General features: G+C 75.5%; 16 protein-coding genes. 3 read left to right on the forward strand and 13 right to left on the reverse strand.

The window, feature by feature from the left end; genetic code table 11:
• Positions 1-76: 76 nt before the first annotated feature.
• A complete protein-coding gene (locus tag NLX85_RS27965) occupies positions 77-652 on the forward strand; it encodes a low molecular weight phosphatase family protein (RefSeq protein ID WP_254340320.1) in 576 nt (191 codons plus the stop codon).
• Here NLX85_RS27965 and NLX85_RS27970 read toward each other — a convergent pair.
• Positions 633-2087: a polysaccharide biosynthesis tyrosine autokinase gene (locus NLX85_RS27970; RefSeq protein ID WP_254340089.1), complete on the reverse strand. Its 1455-nt coding sequence runs from the start codon at positions 2085-2087 to the stop codon at positions 633-635. The two genes, NLX85_RS27965 and NLX85_RS27970, sit on opposite strands and share 20 nt — an antisense overlap.
• A 519-nt stretch (positions 2088-2606) precedes the next feature.
• Between NLX85_RS27970 and nhaA the strand changes: the two genes are divergently transcribed.
• Complete coding sequence (gene nhaA, locus NLX85_RS27975) at positions 2607-3908, forward strand: Na+/H+ antiporter NhaA (protein ID WP_254340090.1); 1302 nt, start codon at positions 2607-2609, stop codon at positions 3906-3908.
• Between the two features lie 33 nt (positions 3909-3941).
• On the opposite strand, the gene NLX85_RS27980 is transcribed toward nhaA, so the two are convergent.
• From NLX85_RS27980 to NLX85_RS28015, 8 genes are all read right to left on the reverse strand, one after another.
• A complete protein-coding gene (locus NLX85_RS27980; RefSeq protein WP_091306003.1) occupies positions 3942-4145 on the reverse strand; it encodes a hypothetical protein in 204 nt (67 codons plus the stop codon).
• A 167-nt stretch (positions 4146-4312) separates the two neighbouring features.
• Positions 4313-4900 (reverse strand): TMEM165/GDT1 family protein, encoded by a 588-nt coding sequence (locus NLX85_RS27985; protein WP_254340091.1) that lies wholly within the window; start codon positions 4898-4900, stop codon positions 4313-4315.
• A 236-nt stretch (positions 4901-5136) separates the two neighbouring features.
• Entirely contained in the window at positions 5137-6102 is a 966-nt protein-coding gene (gene egtD, locus NLX85_RS27990) for an L-histidine N(alpha)-methyltransferase (protein WP_254340092.1), read from the reverse strand.
• A gap of 39 nt (positions 6103-6141) precedes the next feature.
• Positions 6142-6888 (reverse strand): ergothioneine biosynthesis protein EgtC, encoded by a 747-nt coding sequence (gene egtC, locus NLX85_RS27995; RefSeq protein WP_254340093.1) that lies wholly within the window; start codon positions 6886-6888, stop codon positions 6142-6144.
• Positions 6889-6904: 16 nt separating this feature from the next.
• On the reverse strand, positions 6905-8239 hold the full coding sequence (gene egtB, locus NLX85_RS28000) for an ergothioneine biosynthesis protein EgtB (RefSeq protein WP_254340095.1): 1335 nt from the start codon (positions 8237-8239) through the stop codon (positions 6905-6907).
• On the reverse strand, positions 8236-9471 hold the full coding sequence (gene egtA / locus NLX85_RS28005; RefSeq protein WP_254340097.1) for an ergothioneine biosynthesis glutamate--cysteine ligase EgtA: 1236 nt from the start codon (positions 9469-9471) through the stop codon (positions 8236-8238). Before egtA ends, egtB begins: the two co-directional genes overlap by 4 nt.
• Before the next feature lie 164 nt (positions 9472-9635).
• Positions 9636-10424 (reverse strand): hypothetical protein, encoded by a 789-nt coding sequence (locus NLX85_RS28010; protein WP_254340098.1) that lies wholly within the window; start codon positions 10422-10424, stop codon positions 9636-9638.
• A gap of 16 nt (positions 10425-10440) precedes the next feature.
• Positions 10441-11082 carry an RNA polymerase sigma factor gene (locus NLX85_RS28015; RefSeq protein ID WP_254340100.1) on the reverse strand — a complete coding sequence of 214 codons (642 nt, stop codon included), beginning with the start codon at positions 11080-11082 and terminating at the stop codon, positions 10441-10443.
• A gap of 558 nt (positions 11083-11640) precedes the next feature.
• On the opposite strand from NLX85_RS28015, the gene NLX85_RS28020 reads away from it, so the two are divergent.
• The gene (locus NLX85_RS28020; protein WP_254340102.1) at positions 11641-13026 is read left to right on the forward strand and encodes a serine/threonine-protein kinase; all 1386 of its coding nucleotides are present in this window, start codon (positions 11641-11643) and stop codon (positions 13024-13026) included.
• Positions 13027-13085: 59 nt separating this feature from the next.
• On the opposite strand, the gene NLX85_RS28025 is transcribed toward NLX85_RS28020, so the two are convergent.
• From NLX85_RS28025 to NLX85_RS28040, 4 genes are all read right to left on the reverse strand, one after another.
• Positions 13086-15566: an ABC transporter permease gene (locus NLX85_RS28025; RefSeq protein WP_254340322.1), complete on the reverse strand. Its 2481-nt coding sequence runs from the start codon at positions 15564-15566 to the stop codon at positions 13086-13088.
• A 5-nt stretch (positions 15567-15571) separates the two neighbouring features.
• Positions 15572-16339: an ABC transporter ATP-binding protein gene (locus tag NLX85_RS28030; protein WP_254340104.1), complete on the reverse strand. Its 768-nt coding sequence runs from the start codon at positions 16337-16339 to the stop codon at positions 15572-15574.
• A 145-nt stretch (positions 16340-16484) separates the two neighbouring features.
• On the reverse strand, positions 16485-17150 hold the full coding sequence (locus tag NLX85_RS28035; protein WP_254340106.1) for a response regulator transcription factor: 666 nt from the start codon (positions 17148-17150) through the stop codon (positions 16485-16487).
• Positions 17147-18373, reverse strand: a complete 1227-nt coding sequence (locus tag NLX85_RS28040; protein ID WP_254340108.1) for a sensor histidine kinase — start codon at positions 18371-18373, stop codon at positions 17147-17149. The genes NLX85_RS28035 and NLX85_RS28040 overlap by 4 nt, the downstream gene beginning before the upstream one ends.
• Positions 18374-18432: the final 59 nt, after the last annotated feature.

Here is an 18432-nt window from a genome sequence, read left to right on the forward strand (position 1 = left end):
TGCGTCCGGCCGCGATCGCCGGAACACCGCCGTCGCGGCGCCACGTCCCGCGACCGTGCCGACGAGAGGGGTGCAGATGGTCGACGGGGTGCTCTTCGTCTGCCACGCCAACATGTGCCGGTCACCGATGGCGGAGTTCATCGCCCGCCGGCTGCTGCGCGACCTGCCGGTCGCGGTGGCGAGCGCGGGCACCGACGCCCTGGACGGGGCGGCCATGCACCCGTACGCGGTCGAGGTGGCCGCCGGAACCGGGGCGGACCCGGCGGCGTTCCGCACCCGCCGGCTCCGCCCGGAGCACCTGACCCGGGCCGGCCTCGTGCTGACCGCGACCCGGCGGCAGCGCTCGATCTGCACGGCACTGGCCCCGGCCGCGCTGACCCGGACCTTCACGCTCCGGCAGTTCGCCCGGCTGGCCTCCGCCGCGGCGGAGGCGCCCGAGGCGACCGAGCCGGCCGCCCCGCGCGCGGATTCCCCGCTGCGCGCGGCGGTCGCGGTGGCCGCCCGCGCCCGGGGGCGGCTGCAACCCGCCACCCCCGACGCGGACGACCTGCGCGACCCGATCGGCGGCTCCCCCGCCGACTTCCGGCGCTGCGCCGAGGAGATCGAGCGGTCGATCCGACCGGTGCTCGCGCTCATCGGGACAGCCGGGTGAGTTCCTGGGTGTGGTCGCCCGCGGCGGCCGGCTCCCCCCGCCGGGCCACCCCGGCCCGGTCGGTGGGCACGGACGGCGCGGCGGCCGGCACGACCACCTTGTACGCCTCGTACTGGTAGGCGTCCGCCTTGGCCACCTTGGCCATGTTCAGCACGCAGCCGAGCAGGCGCACGGAGACGGAGTGCAGCGCGTGGGCGGCGGCCGCCACCTGGCTGCGCGAGGTCCGCCCCTGCTGGGTGACCAGCAGCGCGCCGTCGGCCTGCACGGCCACCACGACGCCGTCGGTGACCGCGAGCAGCGGCGCGGTGTCGATGATGACGATGTCGGCCGACTCGCGCAGCGCCACCAGCAGGTCCGCCATCGCCTTGGAGCCGAGCAGTTCGCTGGGGTTGGGCGGGGTGGCGCCGCTGGGCAGCACCAGCAGGGACTTGTCGCCCCACCGCTGCACCACGTCGCCGACCTGGACGTCGCCGACCAGCACGTCGGTGAGCCCCACCCCGCCGTCCAGGCCGAGGTAGTCGCCGACCTTCGGACGGCGCAGGTCGGCGTCGATGAGCAGCACCCGCCAGCCGGCCTCGGCCAGCGCGATGGCCGTGTTGCAGGCCATGGTGGTCTTGCCCTCGCCCTGCAGGGCGCTGGTGACCGCGATGACCCGGGCCGGTTCGTGCACGTCGACGAAACGCAGGTTGGTCCGGAGCTTGCGGATCGCCTCGGCGCGCGGGGAGTTGGCCGCCTCGCCGACGATCAGCGGGGCCGCCTTGGCGCCGGACTCGAACGGGATCTCGCCGAGCAGCGGGCTGCCGGTCACCCGCTGGAGCGCGGCGGCGTCCCGCATCCGGACGTCGGCCAGCCCGCGCAGCACGGCCAGCCCCGCCCCGAGCAGCAGCCCGAGCAGGCCGCCGATGACCAGGTTCCGCACCGGCTGCGGCGATACCGGGCTGGAGGTCACCCGGGGACCGCTGACCACCTCGAGCTTGATCGGCGGCGCCTTGCCGTCCGGCGGGGTCTCCACCTTCTGCACCAGGTCGATGAACTTGGCCGAGAGCGTCTCGGTGGTCTTCAGCGCCCGGGTCTGGTCGGTGTCGGTGACTGTCGCCTTCAGCAGCACGGTGCCGGCCTCGGTGGAGGTGGTGATCCGGCGCTGCACCTGGTCGGCGGTGAGCCCGAGCGGGGCCTCGGCGACCACGCTCTGCGCCAGCCGGTCGCTGGTGAGCAGGTCGCCGTAGGACTTCACCCGCTGCTGGAGGAAGAGGCTGCCCTGGTACGCGTCGGTGACGCCCTGGCTCGGCGTGGTGACGAAGAAGGTCACCGACGCCTCGTAACGGGGTGCCGTACGGACCGTCACGAGAGCGGCGGCACCCAGGGCGAGCATCACCGTGACCAGCACGATCCACCAGTGGCGTCGGACCAGGCGCAGGTAGCTGAGAACGTCCATCACGCTCCCCCTCGCGACACGCCGGTCTGCCGATGAAACTGCACGAAAGCCCCCTAATAACCGCAGTACACGTGCCAGGACCGAAAACGCTTATACATGACGGTAAGTGACTTGATGAATGTAAACGATCAGAGCCCCACAGACGGTCTAAATCCTTCCATTCACGGGTCGGACGCAGGGGGCAGCTCATGGATCGTGAAGCCACCGCCGCGAGGACGCCGTCCGACCACGGGGTCGGGCCACCCGCCGGGTGGCCACCCTCTCCCTGTTAACGCTGGACACGGCCGCGTGGTGCGGCGCATTTCTCGGCGCGGCCCGGACCGGTACGAATTCGCGCTGACCGCCGCCCGGCGCCCCGGGTGCTCACCGTGGCGCTCGGCTGCGCCGCGCCTGGTGGGAGGTGCGTCCCCACCCGGTCCGGTCGCCGCGTCCCGCCCGGCCGGATAGGGTGGAAAGTGGTGTGCCGGGAAGCCTGGTCGGCGTTCTTTCGCCGACCCCTGCTCCCGGAACGGACACCGCATGACCGACCCCACCCGGCAGTCCCCTCGCCTGCTCTCCCGCCGGTCCTGGCCGGAGGCCCGGTTCCTGGCCGACGTGCTGCGCACCGAGACGGTCGGCGGCGGGCTGTTGCTGCTCGGCGCGGTCATCGCCCTGATCTGGGCCAACTCTCCCTGGCGGTCGGCGTACGCGGACCTGGGCGACTGGGTGCCCTGGCCCCGCGGCGCGGCACTGCACCTGGACCTGAGCCTGGCCACCTGGGCCGGCGACGGCCTGCTGGCGATCTTCTTCTTCGTGGTCGGCCTGGAGCTCAAGCGGGAGTTCGTGGCCGGTGACCTGCGCGACCCCCGGCGGGCGGCGCTGCCGGTGGTGGCCGCGATGGGCGGCATGCTGGTGCCCGCACTGGTCTACCTCGCGGTGACCCTCGGCGCCGGCGGGGCGGGACTGCGCGGCTGGGCGATCCCCACCGCCACCGACATCGCCTTCGCGCTCGCCGTGCTCGCCGTGGTCAGCTCGCACCTGCCGCAGGGCCTGCGGGCCTTCCTGCTCACCCTCGCGGTGGTCGACGACCTCTTCGCGATCATCATCATCGCGGTCTTCTACACCGCCGACTTCCACCCGCTGCCGCTGCTCGCCGCGCTGCTGCCGATCGCCGCCTTCGCCCTGCTGGTGCAGCGTCGGCGGACCTGGTGGTGGGCGCTGATCCCGCTCGCGGTGACCGCCTGGGCGCTGGTGCACGCCTCCGGCGTGCACGCCACGGTGGCCGGGGTGCTGCTCGGCTTCACGGTGCCCGTGCTCGCCACCCGGGGCCGCGGGCCGGGGCTGGCCGAGCGGCTGGAGCACCGGTGGCGGCCCGTCTCGGCGGGCTTCGCGGTGCCGGTGTTCGCGTTCTTCGCCGCCGGGGTGACCCTGGTCGACGTCGACCTGGGAGCCGTGTTCACCGACCCGGTGGTGCTCGGGGTGGCCGCCGGGCTGGTGCTCGGCAAGGCGGTCGGGGTGTTCGGCTCGACGTTCCTGCTCGCCCGGTTCACCCGCGCGGAACTCGACGAGGAGATCACCTGGGCCGACCTGGCCGGGCTGGCGCTGCTGGCCGGCATCGGTTTCACCGTCTCGCTGCTCATCGGCGAGCTGGCGTTCGGACCGGGCAGTCCCGAGGACGAGCGGGTGAAGGTCGCCGTGCTGCTCGGTTCGCTGCTCTCGGCCGGGCTGGCCACGACGGTCCTGATCCGGCGCAACCGGGTCTACCGGCGGATCAGCGAGCGGGAGAGCCGGGACTCCGACGGCGACGGCGTGCCGGACGTCTACCAGGACGAGAGCGCGTAGCGCGGCAGGCCCGCCCGGCACGCCGCACCGGGGTCACCGCCGGCGGTGGGCCTTCTCCTCCTCCGTCCCGTCGGTCTCCTCCTCCACCGCGTCGGCGTACGGGTCGAGGAGGTCGTCGCCCGGCACCGCGACCTCCTCGGCCCGGTCCTGCTCGTCCGAGCGTGCGCCGGGCGGAGGCTCCGGAGCGGTGCCCTCCCCGGCGAAACCGAACTCGTTGGGCTCGTCGTGTCGACTCATGCGCGGAACCTCCCGATCGTCCCATCTGCTCCAGTGGCACCCGCCCGGCGATGGTCACTCCGCCCCGGCGGGGCCGATATGTTCATACCCAGGGACGCCGCCCACGATCATCGGAACCGGGATTCCGCCGCCGCGACCGGGTCACTGGCCGCGACGGCGGAACGGAGTCAGGCGAGCTCGGCGACCGCCTCGAGGACCAGCCAGAGACCGGAGATGGCGAAGAGCACGGCCGCGCCGTACCGGATGGCCTTCTCCGGCAGGTGCCGGCCGAGCAGGCGGCCCACCAGGATCGCCAGGGCGTCGGCGGCCACCATGCCCAGGGTCGAGCCCAGCCAGGTGCCGAACCAGCCGTACTTGGTGGCCAGGGTGATGGTGGCCAGCATGGTCTTGTCGCCCAACTCGGCCAGGAAGAACGCCACACCGACGGTGATGATCGCATTGCGGCTGCTCTTCTCCGCCTTGCGCTTCTCCGCCTCGGTCAGCTTGTCACCGCGCAGCGTCCAGGCGCCGAAGCCGAGGAACGCCAGACCGGCGATGAGCGAGATCCAGCTGGTGGGCAGCGCGGCGTGGAGGCCGTACCCGACGGCGACCGAGGCCAGGTGCACGACCGCGGTGGCGACGGTGATGCCGATGAGCACCGGCACGGGCTTGAACCGGGTGGCGAACGTCAGGGCCATGAGCTGGGACTTGTCGCCCAGCTCGGCGACGAAGATGACGCCGAAGCTGACCACCAGCGCGACGAGGAAACCGTCCATGTGAACCTTCCCGATCAAGCCGGGAGGAGGTACGGGGCGCCCTCGACCCGGCTGCGACAGCCTGAGTCGAAGGTCTCGCCCGCCCCGGGGACCGGGGCCGCGTGGCCGGATGCGGAACGCACCAGTATGTCGACCACGACATTGGGGGCTACTCCCCTTCGCGCCGCCCAGCCTAGCCGATCATCGCGGGGCGGGCCGCCGCGGGTGAACAGGCTCACCCGCGGCGGCCAGGCGGCTCAGTCGGCCCGGGCCAGGCTGACCCCGAAGAGCCCGTCCGGATCGGTCCAGAACTCCTGCCGGACGAACCCGGCCGCGGCCAGTTCCCGGGCGATCCCCTCCGGGCGGAACTTGGCCGAGACCTCGGTCCGCAGCTCCTCGCCGGCGGCGAACCCGACCTCCAGGTCCAGCACGTGGACCCGGGCCGGGCGCTCGGCGCGCAGCCGCATCTCGATCCACTCGTGCTCGGGATCCCAGACCGCCACGTGTCGGAACGCCTCCGGGTCGAAGTCCGCCCCCAGCTCCCGGTTGATCACCCGGAGCACGTTGCGGTTGAATTCGGCGGTCACCCCGGCCGCGTCGTCGTAGGCGGGGACGATCACCGACGGGTCCTTCACCAGGTCGGTGCCGATCAGCAGCCAGTCGCCGCACTCCAACGCCGCGCGCATCGCGGTGAGGAACTCCGCCCGTTCCGCCGGCAGCAGGTTGCCGATGGTCCCGCCGAGGAACAGGACCAGCCGCCGGCCGCCGGTGGGCAGCCGGTCCAGGTGCCGGGTGAAGTCGCCGACGATGCCCCGCACCCGCAGCCCCGGGTACGCGGCGGCGATCTGCTCGGTGGACCCGCGCAGCGCGCTCACCGAGACGTCCAGTGGGACGAACGTGCCCAGGTCGCCGTGTCGGGTGAAGGCCTCCAGCAGCAGCCGGGTCTTCTCCGACGATCCGGAGCCCAGCTCGATAAGCGTCTTCGCCCCGGTCAGCTCGGCGATGTCGTCGGCGTGCGCGGCCAGCACCGCCCGCTCGGCCCGGGTCGGGTAGTACTCCGGCAGGCGGGTGATCTCCTCGAAGAGCGCACTGCCCCGGGCGTCGTAGAACCATTTCGGTGGCAGCCACTTCGGCGTCGCCGTCAGCCCGGCCCGCACGTCCTCCCGCAGGCTGCGGCCGAGGTCCTGCTCCTCCAGGTGGATCTCCAGCGGCTCCGCGCTCATCAGCAGTCCTTCCTGTTCCTACTGGTGTGGGAAACGGGTTCAGGCGACCGTCAGCTCCCGGCTGTCCAGCCTTCCGGCGGTGGCCATCACGAGCCGGCCGTCCGGCACCGCCCGCCAGCCGGGGTCGTCGTCGAAGGGCTCGGAGGCCAGCAGCACCGAGTCCGGGGTACGGCGTACCGACAGCGCGTGCCCGGCCACGCTGGCCGCCACCGTCGCGCCGTCGGTGAGCAGCAGGTTCAGGCGCGATCCCGGGGCGGCGGCGGAGACCGCCGCGACGACCTCCGCCAGCGCGTCGCCGGGCGCCGCGCCGGCCCGCAGCCGGTGCCGGACCAGCGCCCACAGCAGCGCCGAGTCGGTCGGCACCTCCAGGGTCAGCAGGTCACGGACGGGCAGCCCGGCGGCAAGCGGCACCAGGCTGTCCGGCCAGCCCCGGACCACACCGTTGTGGCTGAACAGCCAGCGCCCCTCGCCGAACGGCGCGGCCGCCGTCTCGTGCAGCGGCATGCCGACCGTGGCGGACCGGACGGCGGCCAGCACCGCGCCCGCGACCGTCACGGCGGCCAGCTCCGGCAGGGTGGTGTCGCTCCACATCGGCTGGGCCCGCCGGTAGCGGACCGGGTCGCCGTCACCCGGGTACCAGCCGACCCCGAAGCCGTCGGCGTTGATGGTGCCGCCGCCGCGCATGTCGCGCGGTGCCCAGGACTGCCGCAGGAGCCCGTACGGCGGGTCGAAGAGCAGGCTGCTCAGGCTGACCGGCGGACCGAGGTACGCGAGATGGCGGCACATCAGCCGGCACCACCCGTCACGCCGCCTCCTCGGGGCGGGCGTCGCGGGCGCAGCGGAAACCGCTGAAGATCTGCCGCCGGATCGGGTAGTCCCAGTTGCGGAAGGTGCCCCGGCAGGCCGACCGGTCGGTGCCGAAGGAGCCGCCGCGCAGCACCCGGTGGTCGTCGCCGAAGAAGACCTCCGAGTATTCCGGGTAGGGGAACGCCACGAAGCCGGGATGGCCCCGGAAGGCCGTCGAGGTCCACTCCCAGACGTCGCCGATGAGCTGGTGCACGCCGAGCGGGGAGGCCCCGTCCGGGTACGCGCCCACCGGCGCCGGCCACAGGTGCCGCTGCCCGAGGTTCGCGTGCGCGCCGGTCGGGTCCTCGTCGCCCCACGGGTAGCGGCGCGACCGGCCGGTCGCCGGGTCCCAGCGGGCCGCCTTCTCCCACTCCGCCTCCGTAGGCAGCCGCCTGCCGGCCCAGGCCGCGTACGCCGCCGCCTCGTGGAAGCAGACGTGCACCACCGGCTCGTCCTCGCGCACCGGCGACCAGCGCCCGAACCGGCGGTACGCCCAGCCGTCGCCGTCCCGCCGCCAGTGCATCGGCGCGCTCAACCCGGCCTCGACACGGTGCCGCCAGCCGGCCTCGCTCCACCAGCGCGGCTCGTCGTAACCGCCGTCGGCGATGAAGGCGCGGTACTGACCGTTCGTGACCGGCGCCGCGTCGATGGCGTACGCCGGCAGGTCGACGGTGTGCGCGGGGCGCTCATTGTCCAGCGCCCACGGGTCTGTCGAGGTGCCCATGGTGAACGGCCCGGCCGGCACCAGCACCTCAGCGCCGACCCGGACCCGCGGCTCGGGCGGCGGCGGGGCGTCCAGCACCGGGCCACCGGCGCGCAGCTGGTGGGTGGCGAGCATGGTCTCGTCGTGCTGCTGCTCGTGCTGGACGATCATGCCGAACGCGAAGCCGTCCTCGACCAGCTTCCGCTCGGTGAAGCGGATCCCGTCCAGCAGGTCGTACACCTTGTCCCGGACGGTGCGCACGTACGCCCGCGCCTCGGCGGGGGGCAGCAGCGGCAGCGCCGGGCGGTCCTTGCGGGGCTGCTTGAAGGCGTCGTACAGGTCGTCGATGTCGCGGCGCACCGGCTCGCGCCCGCCGACGTCGCGGACCAGCCACAGCTCCTCCTGGTTGCCGACGTGCGCCAGGTCCCAGACCAGCGGGGACATCAGCGTGGAGTGCTGCCGCACCAGGTCGTCGTCGTCCACCGCGTCGGTCAGCAGCGCGGTCCGGGCGCGGGTGCGCTCCAGTTCGGCCGCGATCCGGCTGCGCAGCTGCTCGCCCTCCGTGGCCGGTCGGTCGGTCGTGGTCACCGGTGTCCCCTCTCGGCGGCGGCGCGGCGCCGCCGGATCGCTCGGCTCGTCTCGTCGTGGATCCCGGCCGGCAGGTCCAGCCGGGGCAGGGCCGCCAGGGCCAGGTCGAACAGCGCCGCCGCGGCGGCGGCCAGCGGTCGTTCCGTCAGCCCGCGCCGCGCCGCCGCGGACCAGCGGTCGGCGACCGGGGTGGCGACGGCCAGCGCGTCCCGGGTGGTGGCCGGGTCGGCGAGGAGCGCGGCGAGCACCGCCAGCGGCACCGTCCACTCCCGACCGGGCTGGGCGTCCAGGTAGCGGACCTCCAGGTAGCCGCGCGGGCGCACCGGCGGGAAGAGCGTGCTGAGGTGGTATTCCAGGTCGTCGGTGCTCGGCGGGCGCGGCAGCGCCCCGGCCAGCCAGTCGGCGAAGGTGACGCCCGGGGGCGGGGTCCAGTCCGGACCGTCGCCGCGGACGCAGAGCAGCGGCGCGGCGAGCGCGTACTCGGTCCAGGCGGCGACCGGGTCGAGGTGGGCACGGGCCGGTGACCAGACCGGTCGGGTGCGCGCCGGGTCGATGGCCAGCCAGGCGGCCATCCGGGTGGAGGCCCAGCCGGTGCGCCGGCCGGCGTGCCGGTCGGCGGTGGCGAAGGCGGCCAGCAGCGGCGGCCCGACGGCGTGGACGGCGGCCCACCGCTCGGCCACCCGGTCCGGCTCGCCCGCGTCCAGGCAGACCTGGAGCCCGGCGGTGCTGTACATCATGGCCCGGCCGGCGGGCCCGTGCCGGTCGAAGACGCAGCGCATGGCCCGGTAGCGCGGGGTCTCCACGACGGGGCGCGGGGGGCGCCAGGGATCCATGCCGGTGCGGCCCAGGACGAGGCCGGCGGCGTCCAGGAGGGCCCGCAGCTCGGCGTGGTCGGCCTCGGTGGCCAGGATGAGCGCGGCGACCGAGGGTCGCGGCGCGGAGGATATCTCCACCTGCCCGCCCGGCTCCACGGTCACGGTGCCACCGCGCCGGAGCCCGGCGGCCGGGCTGGTGGGGTCGATGGTGACGGGGCTGTGCCGTCCCAGCGCCCGGCGCAGTCGCTCGCGGTCGACCGGGCGGGTCGGGTCCGCGGCGTCGTGCACCGTCCATTCCAGCTCGACGCCGGTCAGGGTGGGTGGCCCGGTCTTGAAGCAGATCCTGGCCAGGTGCCCGCGGGCCGCCGCCTCGTCCCCCAGGACGATGGTCCGGTCCAGCTCCGGCGACATCACCACGAGACGGCTCCTCTCTCCCGGGGTGGGCGACCACGCTGTCGGCGGGCACCCGGCCGCGCCGGCCGGGCGTCCCGCGGGTCCCACCATCTTCTGTCTAGCAGACGGAGTTCGCGCGCCCGAGGAGATGAATTTTTGTCCGGAATCCGGTTGCGGGCCGCACGGGCTCAGCGACTCGGGGCGCTGGTCGGCTTTCCGGTCCGTGGGGTCGGGGCGGCGGGCGTGGACGACGTCGCCCTGCGCTCGTCGGCCGACGGCGTCTTCCCGCCGTCGGCGGACGGCTTCGGCGCGGGCTCCGGCGACTTCTCCGGCACCAGGGCCAGGCAATAGCCCTCGACCCGGTCGGCGCCGCCGGCCGCGGTGACCAGGTCGGCGAACGCCGGGCTCTCCAGCGCCCGGGCCCGCTGCTGGTCGGACTTCGCCAGGTAGCCGCGGCACAGCCCGGCCAGTTGTCCGGCGGTCGGCGAGCGGCCCGGCCCGCCCGACGCGCCGGGCGTCGGCGCGGTGGACGGGACGCCCCCGGTCGGGCCGGCGCTCCCGGATCCGGAGTCGGTCGGCGTGCCCGCGCCGGTGCTGCCGGCACCGGTGCTACCCGAGGTGCTCGGCGCCGGCGGGGGCGTCGGTTCGGTGCCGCGGTCGAGGCTCACCGCGGCGAACGCGACCCCGGCGGTGGCGGTGGCGGCGAGCCCGGCCAGGGCCGCGCCGAGCCGGAAGCGGTGGCGCGGCCGTGGCGCCACGGCCGGGACCGGGGCCGGCGCCGCGCGGGCGGCGCGGAACGCGGCGAGGGCCTGCTCCTCGCCGGCCAGCTCGGCCGGGGCGGCCGGGGCGGCCGCCGCGGCGAGCAGGTGCGCCAGCGGGTCGACCCCCGGCTCCGCGGGTGCGCCGGCGCGGGCCGCGTCGAGGAGGCGTTCCGACTCGGCCCGGTCGGCGGGCCGGTCGGACCGGCGAAAGCTCATCCCGTTTCCCTCCACGTCAACCGTCCGCCGGCTCGGCCTTGGGCGCCTGCGGCGCCTGCCGTCCCCGGCCGGCACGGGGGCGGGGCGGCGTCGCTCCACCAGCCCGGTCCGACGACTGGTCGGGGTCGGTGCGCTCCAGCATGCCGGCCAGCCGGCGCAGCCCTCGGTGGGCGGCGGTACGCACGGCGCCGGCCCGCCGGCCGAGCACCCGCCCGGCGGTCTCCGCGTCGAGCCCGATCACGGCGCGCAGCAGCACCGCCTCCGCCTCGCGGGGCGGCAGGCTGGCGATCAGCGCCAGGGCGCTCTCGGTGCCGATGGTCTCGCCGGCCCGCTCGGCGGTGTCGGCGTCCCCGGCCAGTTCGCTGAGCGCCTGCACGGGCACCGGCAGGGCCGGCCGCCGCCGCTGCCGGCGCAGGTGGTCCATGGCCCGGTTGCGGGCGATGGTGACCGTCCAGGCACGGAACTCGCCGCCGGTGAAGCTGGGCAGGTCACGGGAGATCTGGAGCCACGCCTCGGAGGCCACGTCCTCGGCGTCGGCGCCGACCAGGGCGGTGAGGTAGCGCAGGAGGCCGGGCTGGAGGCTGCGGTAGAGGAAGCGGAACGCCGCCTCATCGCCCGCCTGCGCGGCGACGACCGCCTCGTTCAGCTCACCGGTCATTGTTCCGCCGTTCCCGACGTGCCGACTCCCCGGACCGGCGCCCGCCGGTGCCGGTGTGCCCGACGCCCGCCCGGTCGGACGACCGGACCTCCACCCGCACCATCAGCCCCCCGCTGGCCTGATCCGCACCAGCACGGGGAGGTGCGGGCGCGCCGTTGCACACCGCCGCGCAGGACGGGCGTCGGCGGACATACCGTACCGGCGTCCTGGGGCGGCCGGGAGCCCGGCCAACGCTAGGAGCGGACGGACGGGTTCGACAAGGTGTCGTCGACCGGGAAAAGAGTGAGAATTCTCTACGCCTGGGCACGGCGGGTCGATGTAACGAACGCCACCGCGAGCGCGCTCCGCGCCGGTGAACAGCGGATGTACGCCAGGCCGGAACCCGGACACACGAACTGTCGAGCGCTCATTCCTGGCCGATCGTACGCGAGTCGTCACGGTCAGCCATTCGGCGTGGCGGCGGTTGACCGTTCGGCCGAGCCCCGTCAGGCCGCCCGCCGGCCGTGACGGGAGAGATCGCGGGAAATACTCCGACGCCACTCTGGGTACGGTGTGGAGGTGCTGTCCTCAGACGTCGTACTCAGCGGTCGGTACCGCCTTGATGACCGTGTCGCCACCGGCGGCATGGGCGACGTCTGGCGTGCCACGGACCTGGTGCTCGGCCGTCCGGTCGCGGTGAAGGTCCTGCTGCCCGCGCTGGTCTCCGACCCCGACTTCATCGCCCGCTTCCGCGCCGAGGCACGGATCATGGCGTCGCTGCGCCACCCGGGCGTGGTGCAGGTCTTCGACTGCGGCGAGGACGAGCTGCCCGACGGCAGCCGCGCCGACTACCTGGTCATGGAGTTCGTGGCGGGCGAGCCGCTCTCCCGCCGCATCGAGGCGGCCGGGCAGCTCGAGGTCGGCGAGACCATGTCGATCGTGGCGCAGGTGGCCCAGGCCCTGCACGCGGCGCACACCCGGGGCATCGTCCACCGTGACGTCAAGCCGAGCAACCTGCTCGTGCAGGACGACGGCACCGTGGTGCTCGTCGACTTCGGGGTGGCCCGCTCGACCAACGTGACCAGCATCACGAGCACGAACGCGGTGCCCGGCACCGCCCTCTACATGGCCCCCGAGCAGGCCGCCGGGCGTCCGGTCTCCGGCGCCACCGACGTGTACGCCCTCGGCGCGGTCGCCTACTGCTGCCTCACCGGCAGCCCGCCGTTCACCGGCGACAACCCGCTCCAGGTGGCGGTCCGGCACCTCGACGACGAGCCGCCGGAACTGCCGGTGGAGATCCCGCAGCCGGTCCGCGACCTGGTGGCCCGCTCCCTGGCCAAGGACCCGGCGGACCGCTTCGCCACCGCCGCGGCGATGGCCGAGGCGGCCCGCGCGGCCGGCTCCGAGGCGCCCACCTCGATGGTGCCGGTGGCGCTGCGCGGCGCGACCGGGTCGAGCCGCACCCGCGACGACCAGACCGCCGCCGCCCCGGGGGCCCTGGTGGCCCCGGCCCGCCGGGCGGGTCGGCGGGGCACGCTGGTCGGCGCGGCAGCCGCGGTGCTGGTGGCGCTGACCGCGCTGGGAGCCGCCCTGGGCGCGGCGAAGAACGCCGAGGCGCCGGCCACCCAGCTCGACTCGACCGTGCCGGCGGTTGCCCCGAGCAACTCGGTGGCGGACGCCGCGGTCACCGAGGCGCCGCCGACGGAGGGTGGCGGCCGCAGCTACCGGCCGGTGGGCCCGACCGGCCGGCCCTCCACCTCGGGCTCGGCGACGCCGAGCCCCTCCGGGAGCGGACCGGTCCAGCCGGTCCCCTCCGGCACCCCTTCGTCGGCCGGACCGACGGATCCGCAGACGACGCCGACCACCCCGGCGAACCCGCCGCCGACGACGGCCAGCACCCCGGTCGACCCGCCGCCCACCACGGAGAGCACGCCGCCGGAGCCGCCGCCCGCCGGCACCGAGTGATCCCGATCCACCCGCTCACGGCCCGGTCACCCTGGAGGTGACCGGGCCGTCGCACGTCCCTACTCCGCGCCGAGGGCCGTCACGATCGGCCGGGAGAGCGCCCGGCGGGCGGGCAGGACCGAGGCGGCCAGCGCGGCGACCACCGCCACCGCGACGATCAGGCCGAGCCGCCCCCACGGCAGCACCAGGGTGAAGTCCCCGCCGATCCGGGCCACCACGGCCATCCCGGCGGCGGCCACCCCGGTGCCCAGGGCGATGCCGAGCAGGGTGCCGACCAGCGCGGTGAGCACCGCCTCGACGGCGAGCACCGCCCGCATCCCGCCGCGGCTCAGCCCGACGGCGCGCAGCACCGCGTTCTCGCGGGTCCGCTCCACCACCGAGAGGGTGAGCGTGTTCGCCACGCCGACCAGCGCGATCACCACGGCCAGGCCGAGCAGCGCGGTGACGAACCCGAGCACCAGGTCCACGGTGCCGGTGAGCATCTTCTTGTAGGCGGCCTGGTCGAGCAGGTTGACGGTGGGATAGCGGGTGAGCACCGACTCGACGGCGGCCCGGGCGGCGTCGGCGGTGACCCCGTCGGCGGAGTCCACCTCCGCCAGGTGGCCGCGCTCGGCCGGGAAGAGGCGGGCGAAGTCGGCGTCGGCCACGTCCACCACGTGTCCGGACGGCACCGGACTGCCGGCCAGGACCGGGTTGTCGTCGGCCACCACGGCGGCCACCCGGAACGACCGGCCGGCGAGCGGGACGGTGCTGCCGACCGACCAGCCGCGGGCCGCGGCCAGCTCCCGGTGCACCAGCACCGTTCCCGGGCCCAGGGCGGCCGGGTCGCCGGCGTCCACCGCGGACAGGGTCCGCCGGACCAGCGCCGGGTGGGCGGCCCGCACCTCGACCCCGTCGACCACCCGGCTGCGCTGCTCGTGCACCACGCCCAGCTCCGGCCGGGCGGCCAGCTCGCCGGCCAGCGGCGCCGGCAGGTCCCCGCCGATGCCGGTGACCAGGAAATCCACTCCGATACGCGCGTCCACGGCGCGCTCGATGCCGGCCTTGGCGCTGCCCGCGCCGACCACGAACGCGGAGACCAGGCCGATCCCGATGACCATGGCGGTGGCGGTGGCGGCCACCCGGCGCGGGTTGCGCACGGCGTTCGCCACGGCCAGCCCGGCCGGGACGCCGAGCAGCCGGCGGATCGGCAGGCCGAGCACCCGGACCAGGGCCGGCACCAGCACCGGGCCGAACAGCACGATGCCCAGGAAGGCCAGCACCCCGCCCGCGGCGACCAGCGGCACCTGGCCGGTGGCCCCGGCCCCGGCCAGGGCGGCCACCCCGGCGGCGAGGACCAGCGCGCCGGTCGCGAGCCGGACCCGGCCGGCCCGCTGGGCGGGCCGCACGGCGGCGTCGGTCAGCGCGGCCACGGGCGCGACCCGGGTGCCCTGCCAGGAGGGAACGGCGGCGGCCACCACGGTCAGCACCGTGCCGAGGCCGAGGGACAGCAGCACGGTACGGGCCGTGACGGTGACCGTGCCGGCGGCCGGCGCGTCCAGGGTGGACAGCAGCGCGCCGAGGCCGGCGGCCAGCCCCACCCCGGCCAGCACGCCGACGGCGGAGGCGAGCAGCCCGGTCAGCGCCGCCTCGCCGAGGGTGGCCCGGTAGACCTGACCCCGGGTGGCGCCGACCAGCCGCAGCAGCGCGGTCCGCCGGGACCGCTGGGCGAGCACGATGGCGAAGGTGTTGGCGATCACGAAGCCGGCCACCACCACGGCCACCGCGGCGAAGGTGCCCAGGAACAGCTCGAACTGCCGGCGGTCGCGGACCGCGTCGGCGACCGCCTCGTCGAGGATCGCCGTGCGGTCCCGGACCGCGACGTCCGGCCCGACCGCCGCGCGGACCCGGTCGGCGAGCGCCGCCCGGTCCACGCCCGGCCGGGCGGCCACCATGATCCGGCCGTAGCCGCGCTCCCCGCTCACCGCCAGGGCGTCGGCGCCGGCCAGACCGATGAACGGGCCGCCGACGTCCCGGGAGCTGCCGGCCACGTCGACCGTGCCGACCAGGGTGTAGGCCCGCGCCGGCCCGCCGTTCCCGCCGACGCGCACCGGACCGCCCAGGGCGAAGCGCTGGTCGGCGGCGGTCTCCTCGTCGAGGACCAGCTCGCCGGCCCGCTGCGGCAGCCGCCCGGCGACCACGTCGTAGGACTGGAGGGCCGGGTCGGTGGGGATCGCGGCGAGCACGGCGTAGCCGAGCACGGGCCGCCCGTCGGCGCCCACCACCCCGGCGGTGCCGGTCAGCTCGCCCTCGGCGGCGGCCACCCCGTCGACCGCCCGCACCCAATCGACCAGGGACGGGTTCAGCGGGGCCTTGCCGGCGTACGCGGCCAGGTCGGTGTGCCGGTCGAAGGCGCCGGCCCGCTCGTACGCCCCGGCGCGCATGCCGTCGGTGAACATGAGGGTGCCGGCCACGAAGGCGACGCCGAGGACGATCGCCAGCGAGGACAGCAGCAGGCGCAGCCCCTCGGCGCGGATCTGGCGCAGGGTGAGGCGCAGCATCCCGCTCACCGCCCCACCGGCGACGCGCCGGCCTCGAGCCGGGTGAGCGCGTCGAGGACCTGGCCGGCGGTCGGCGCGTGCAGCTCGTCGACGAGCCGCCCGTCGGCGAGGAACACCACCCGGTCGGCGTGGGCGGCGGCCTTCGGGTCGTGGGTCACCATGACCACGGTCTGGCCGAGCGTGTCCACCGCCTCGCGGAGCAGCCGCAGCACCTCCGTGCCGGAGCGGGAGTCCAGGTTGCCGGTGGGCTCGTCGGCGAAGATCACCCAAGGCCGGGTGACCAGGGCCCGGGCCACGGCGACCCGCTGCTGCTGGCCGCCGGAGAGCTCGGCGGGCCGGTGCCGGAGGCGGTCGGTGAGGCCCACCGCGGCCACCACCTGCCGCAGCCACTCCGGGTCGGGCCGCCGACCGGCGATGGCCAGCGGCAGCACGATGTTCTCCTCGGCCGTGAGGGTGGGCAGCAGGTTGAACTTCTGGAAGACGAAGCCGATCCGGTCCCGGCGCAGCCGGGTCAGCCGGCGGTCGTCCAGGCGGGCCAGGTCGGCGTCGCCGATGCGCACCGTGCCGGCCGACGGCCGGTCCAGGCCGGCGAGGCAGTGCAGCAGGGTGGACTTGCCGGACCCGGACGGGCCCATCACGGCGGTGAACCGGGCGGCGGCCAGGTCGAGGTCGACGCCGTCGAGCGCGACGACCCGGGACAGCCCCGAGCCGTACTCCCTGCGCAGTTCACGGGCGGTGACGGCGACGCCGGTGGTGGCGGTTGCGGACAACATGGTGCTCCTGTCGGACTGGTCCTGAAGACCCTTCCGACGCTATGGGCGGCACCCCGCGAATGATCTCCACCTGCGCGCTCGACCTCGGTACGCCGGTGGTCGCCCCCGAGCGGGTGGACCCGTACGACCCAGGTCGTACGCCGGGTCAGCCGCCCGGGGTGACCAGCCCGCTCTCGTAGGCCAGCACCACGGCTTGGACCCGGTCGCGGAGCTGGAGCTTGGCCAGGATCCGGCCGACGTGGGTCTTCACCGTCGCCTCGGCCACGTGCACCCGGGCGGCGATCTCGGCGTTGGAGAGCCCCTGCGCCACGAGCAGCAGCACCTCCCGCTCCCGCTCGGTGAGCTGGGCAAGCCGCGGGTCCTCGGCGGGCGCCGGACCGAGCTGGCCGGCGAACCGGTCCAGCAGCCGCCGGGTGATCGACGGTGCCACCACCGAGTCGCCCTCGGCGACCACCCGGATCGCGGCGAGCAGGTCCTCCGGCGGGACGTTCTTGAGCAGGAAGCCGCTGGCCCCGGCGCGCAGCGCGGCGAACGCGTCGGCCTCGGTGTCGAAGGTGGTGAGTACCAGCACCCGGGGCCGGCTGCCGGTCGGACGGGCGCAGATCCGTCTCGTCGCCTCCACGCCGTCCATGGTGGGCATCCGCAGGTCCATCACCACCACGTCGGCCTCGACCCGGTCCAGCACCCGCAGCGCGTCCGCGCCGTCGATCGCCTCGCCGACCACCGCGAGGTCGGGTTGGGAGTCGAGCACCATCCGGAACCCGGCGCGCACCAGCGCCTGGTCGTCCACGATCACCACCCGGACGGTCATGCCGCCGCCTTCCCTTCCTCGGTCCCCGGCGCCGACGGTAGCGGCAGCCGCGCCTCGACGCGCCAGCCCCCGCCCAGCGTGGGGCCGGCGGCGAGGCTGCCGTCGTACACACCGACCCGCTCGCGCATGCCGACCAGGCCGTGCCCGCCGGACGGCGCCGGACGGACCACCGGACGGCCGCGCCCGTCGTCGACCGCCCGGACCACGACGGCGTCCGCGGACCAGTCGAGGCGCAACTCGACCGCCGCGCCCACCCCGGCGTGCTTGAGCGCGTTGGTCAGGCTCTCCTGCACCACCCGGTAGACGGTCAGCTCCAGGCCGGGCGGCAGGGCGACCGGCGTGCCGGTGGCGGTGTCGGTGATCCGCAGGCCGGCGGCGCGGAAGCGGTCCAGCAGGTCGGGCAGCTCGACCAGGGCCGGCCGCCGGTGCGCCGGCACCGCGTCGAGCGTGCCGTCGGGCGCGGCCGCCGGGTCCGGCCGGCTCGGTTCCCGGAGCACGCCCACCAGGCGCCGCATCTCCTCCAGCGCCTGCCGGCCGGTGTCCGCCACCACCTTGGCCGCCTCCCGGGCGGTGGCCGGGTCGCGGTCGATGGTGAACCGCACCCCGTCGGCCTGCACGATCATCACGGCCATGCTGTGTGCGACCACGTCGTGCAGCTCCCGGGCGATCCGGGTGCGCTCCTCGGCGACCGCCGCCCGGGACTCCGCCTCCCGCTCCCGTTCGAGGGTGGCGGCGCGCTCCTCCAGGCTCACCACGTAGAGCCGGCGGGTCCGCACGTTGAGCCCGACCAGCCAGACCGCGCCGGTGACCAGGCCGTAGTAGATCGCACCGGCCCACCAGGGCGCCGGCCCGGGCATCTGAACGGCGGCAAGCAGCACCCCGATCGCGGCGACGATCCCGGCCAGGATGCCGTCGCGCAGCCGGTCGGCGTACTTGACCACGCTGTAGAGGGCGATGAGCACGCCGACGTCGTAGGCAAGCGGGCCCCAGCCGGCGACCACCTGGACCAGCGCCAGCACGGCCACCCCGGCCGCCACCGCCGACGGGTGGACCCGCCGGAACAGCAGGACCAGCGCCATCACGATCCCGACGGCCGTGGCCGCCGCCCCGCCGGCCTGGGCGAAGATCCCCAGGACGGCGAAGAGGGCCACCAGCCCGGAGACGGCGACGTCGAACGCGACGCTGCGCAGCGGGCGGCCGAAGACGATGCGGTCCACGGTCACCCAGCGTACGGGGCACCCCGCCCGTCGATGCCCATGCCGTTACGAGAACGGGTCGCCGG

This window comes from Micromonospora sp. A3M-1-15, assembly GCF_024213425.1.
Lineage (GTDB): Bacteria > Actinomycetota > Actinomycetes > Mycobacteriales > Micromonosporaceae > Micromonospora > Micromonospora chersina.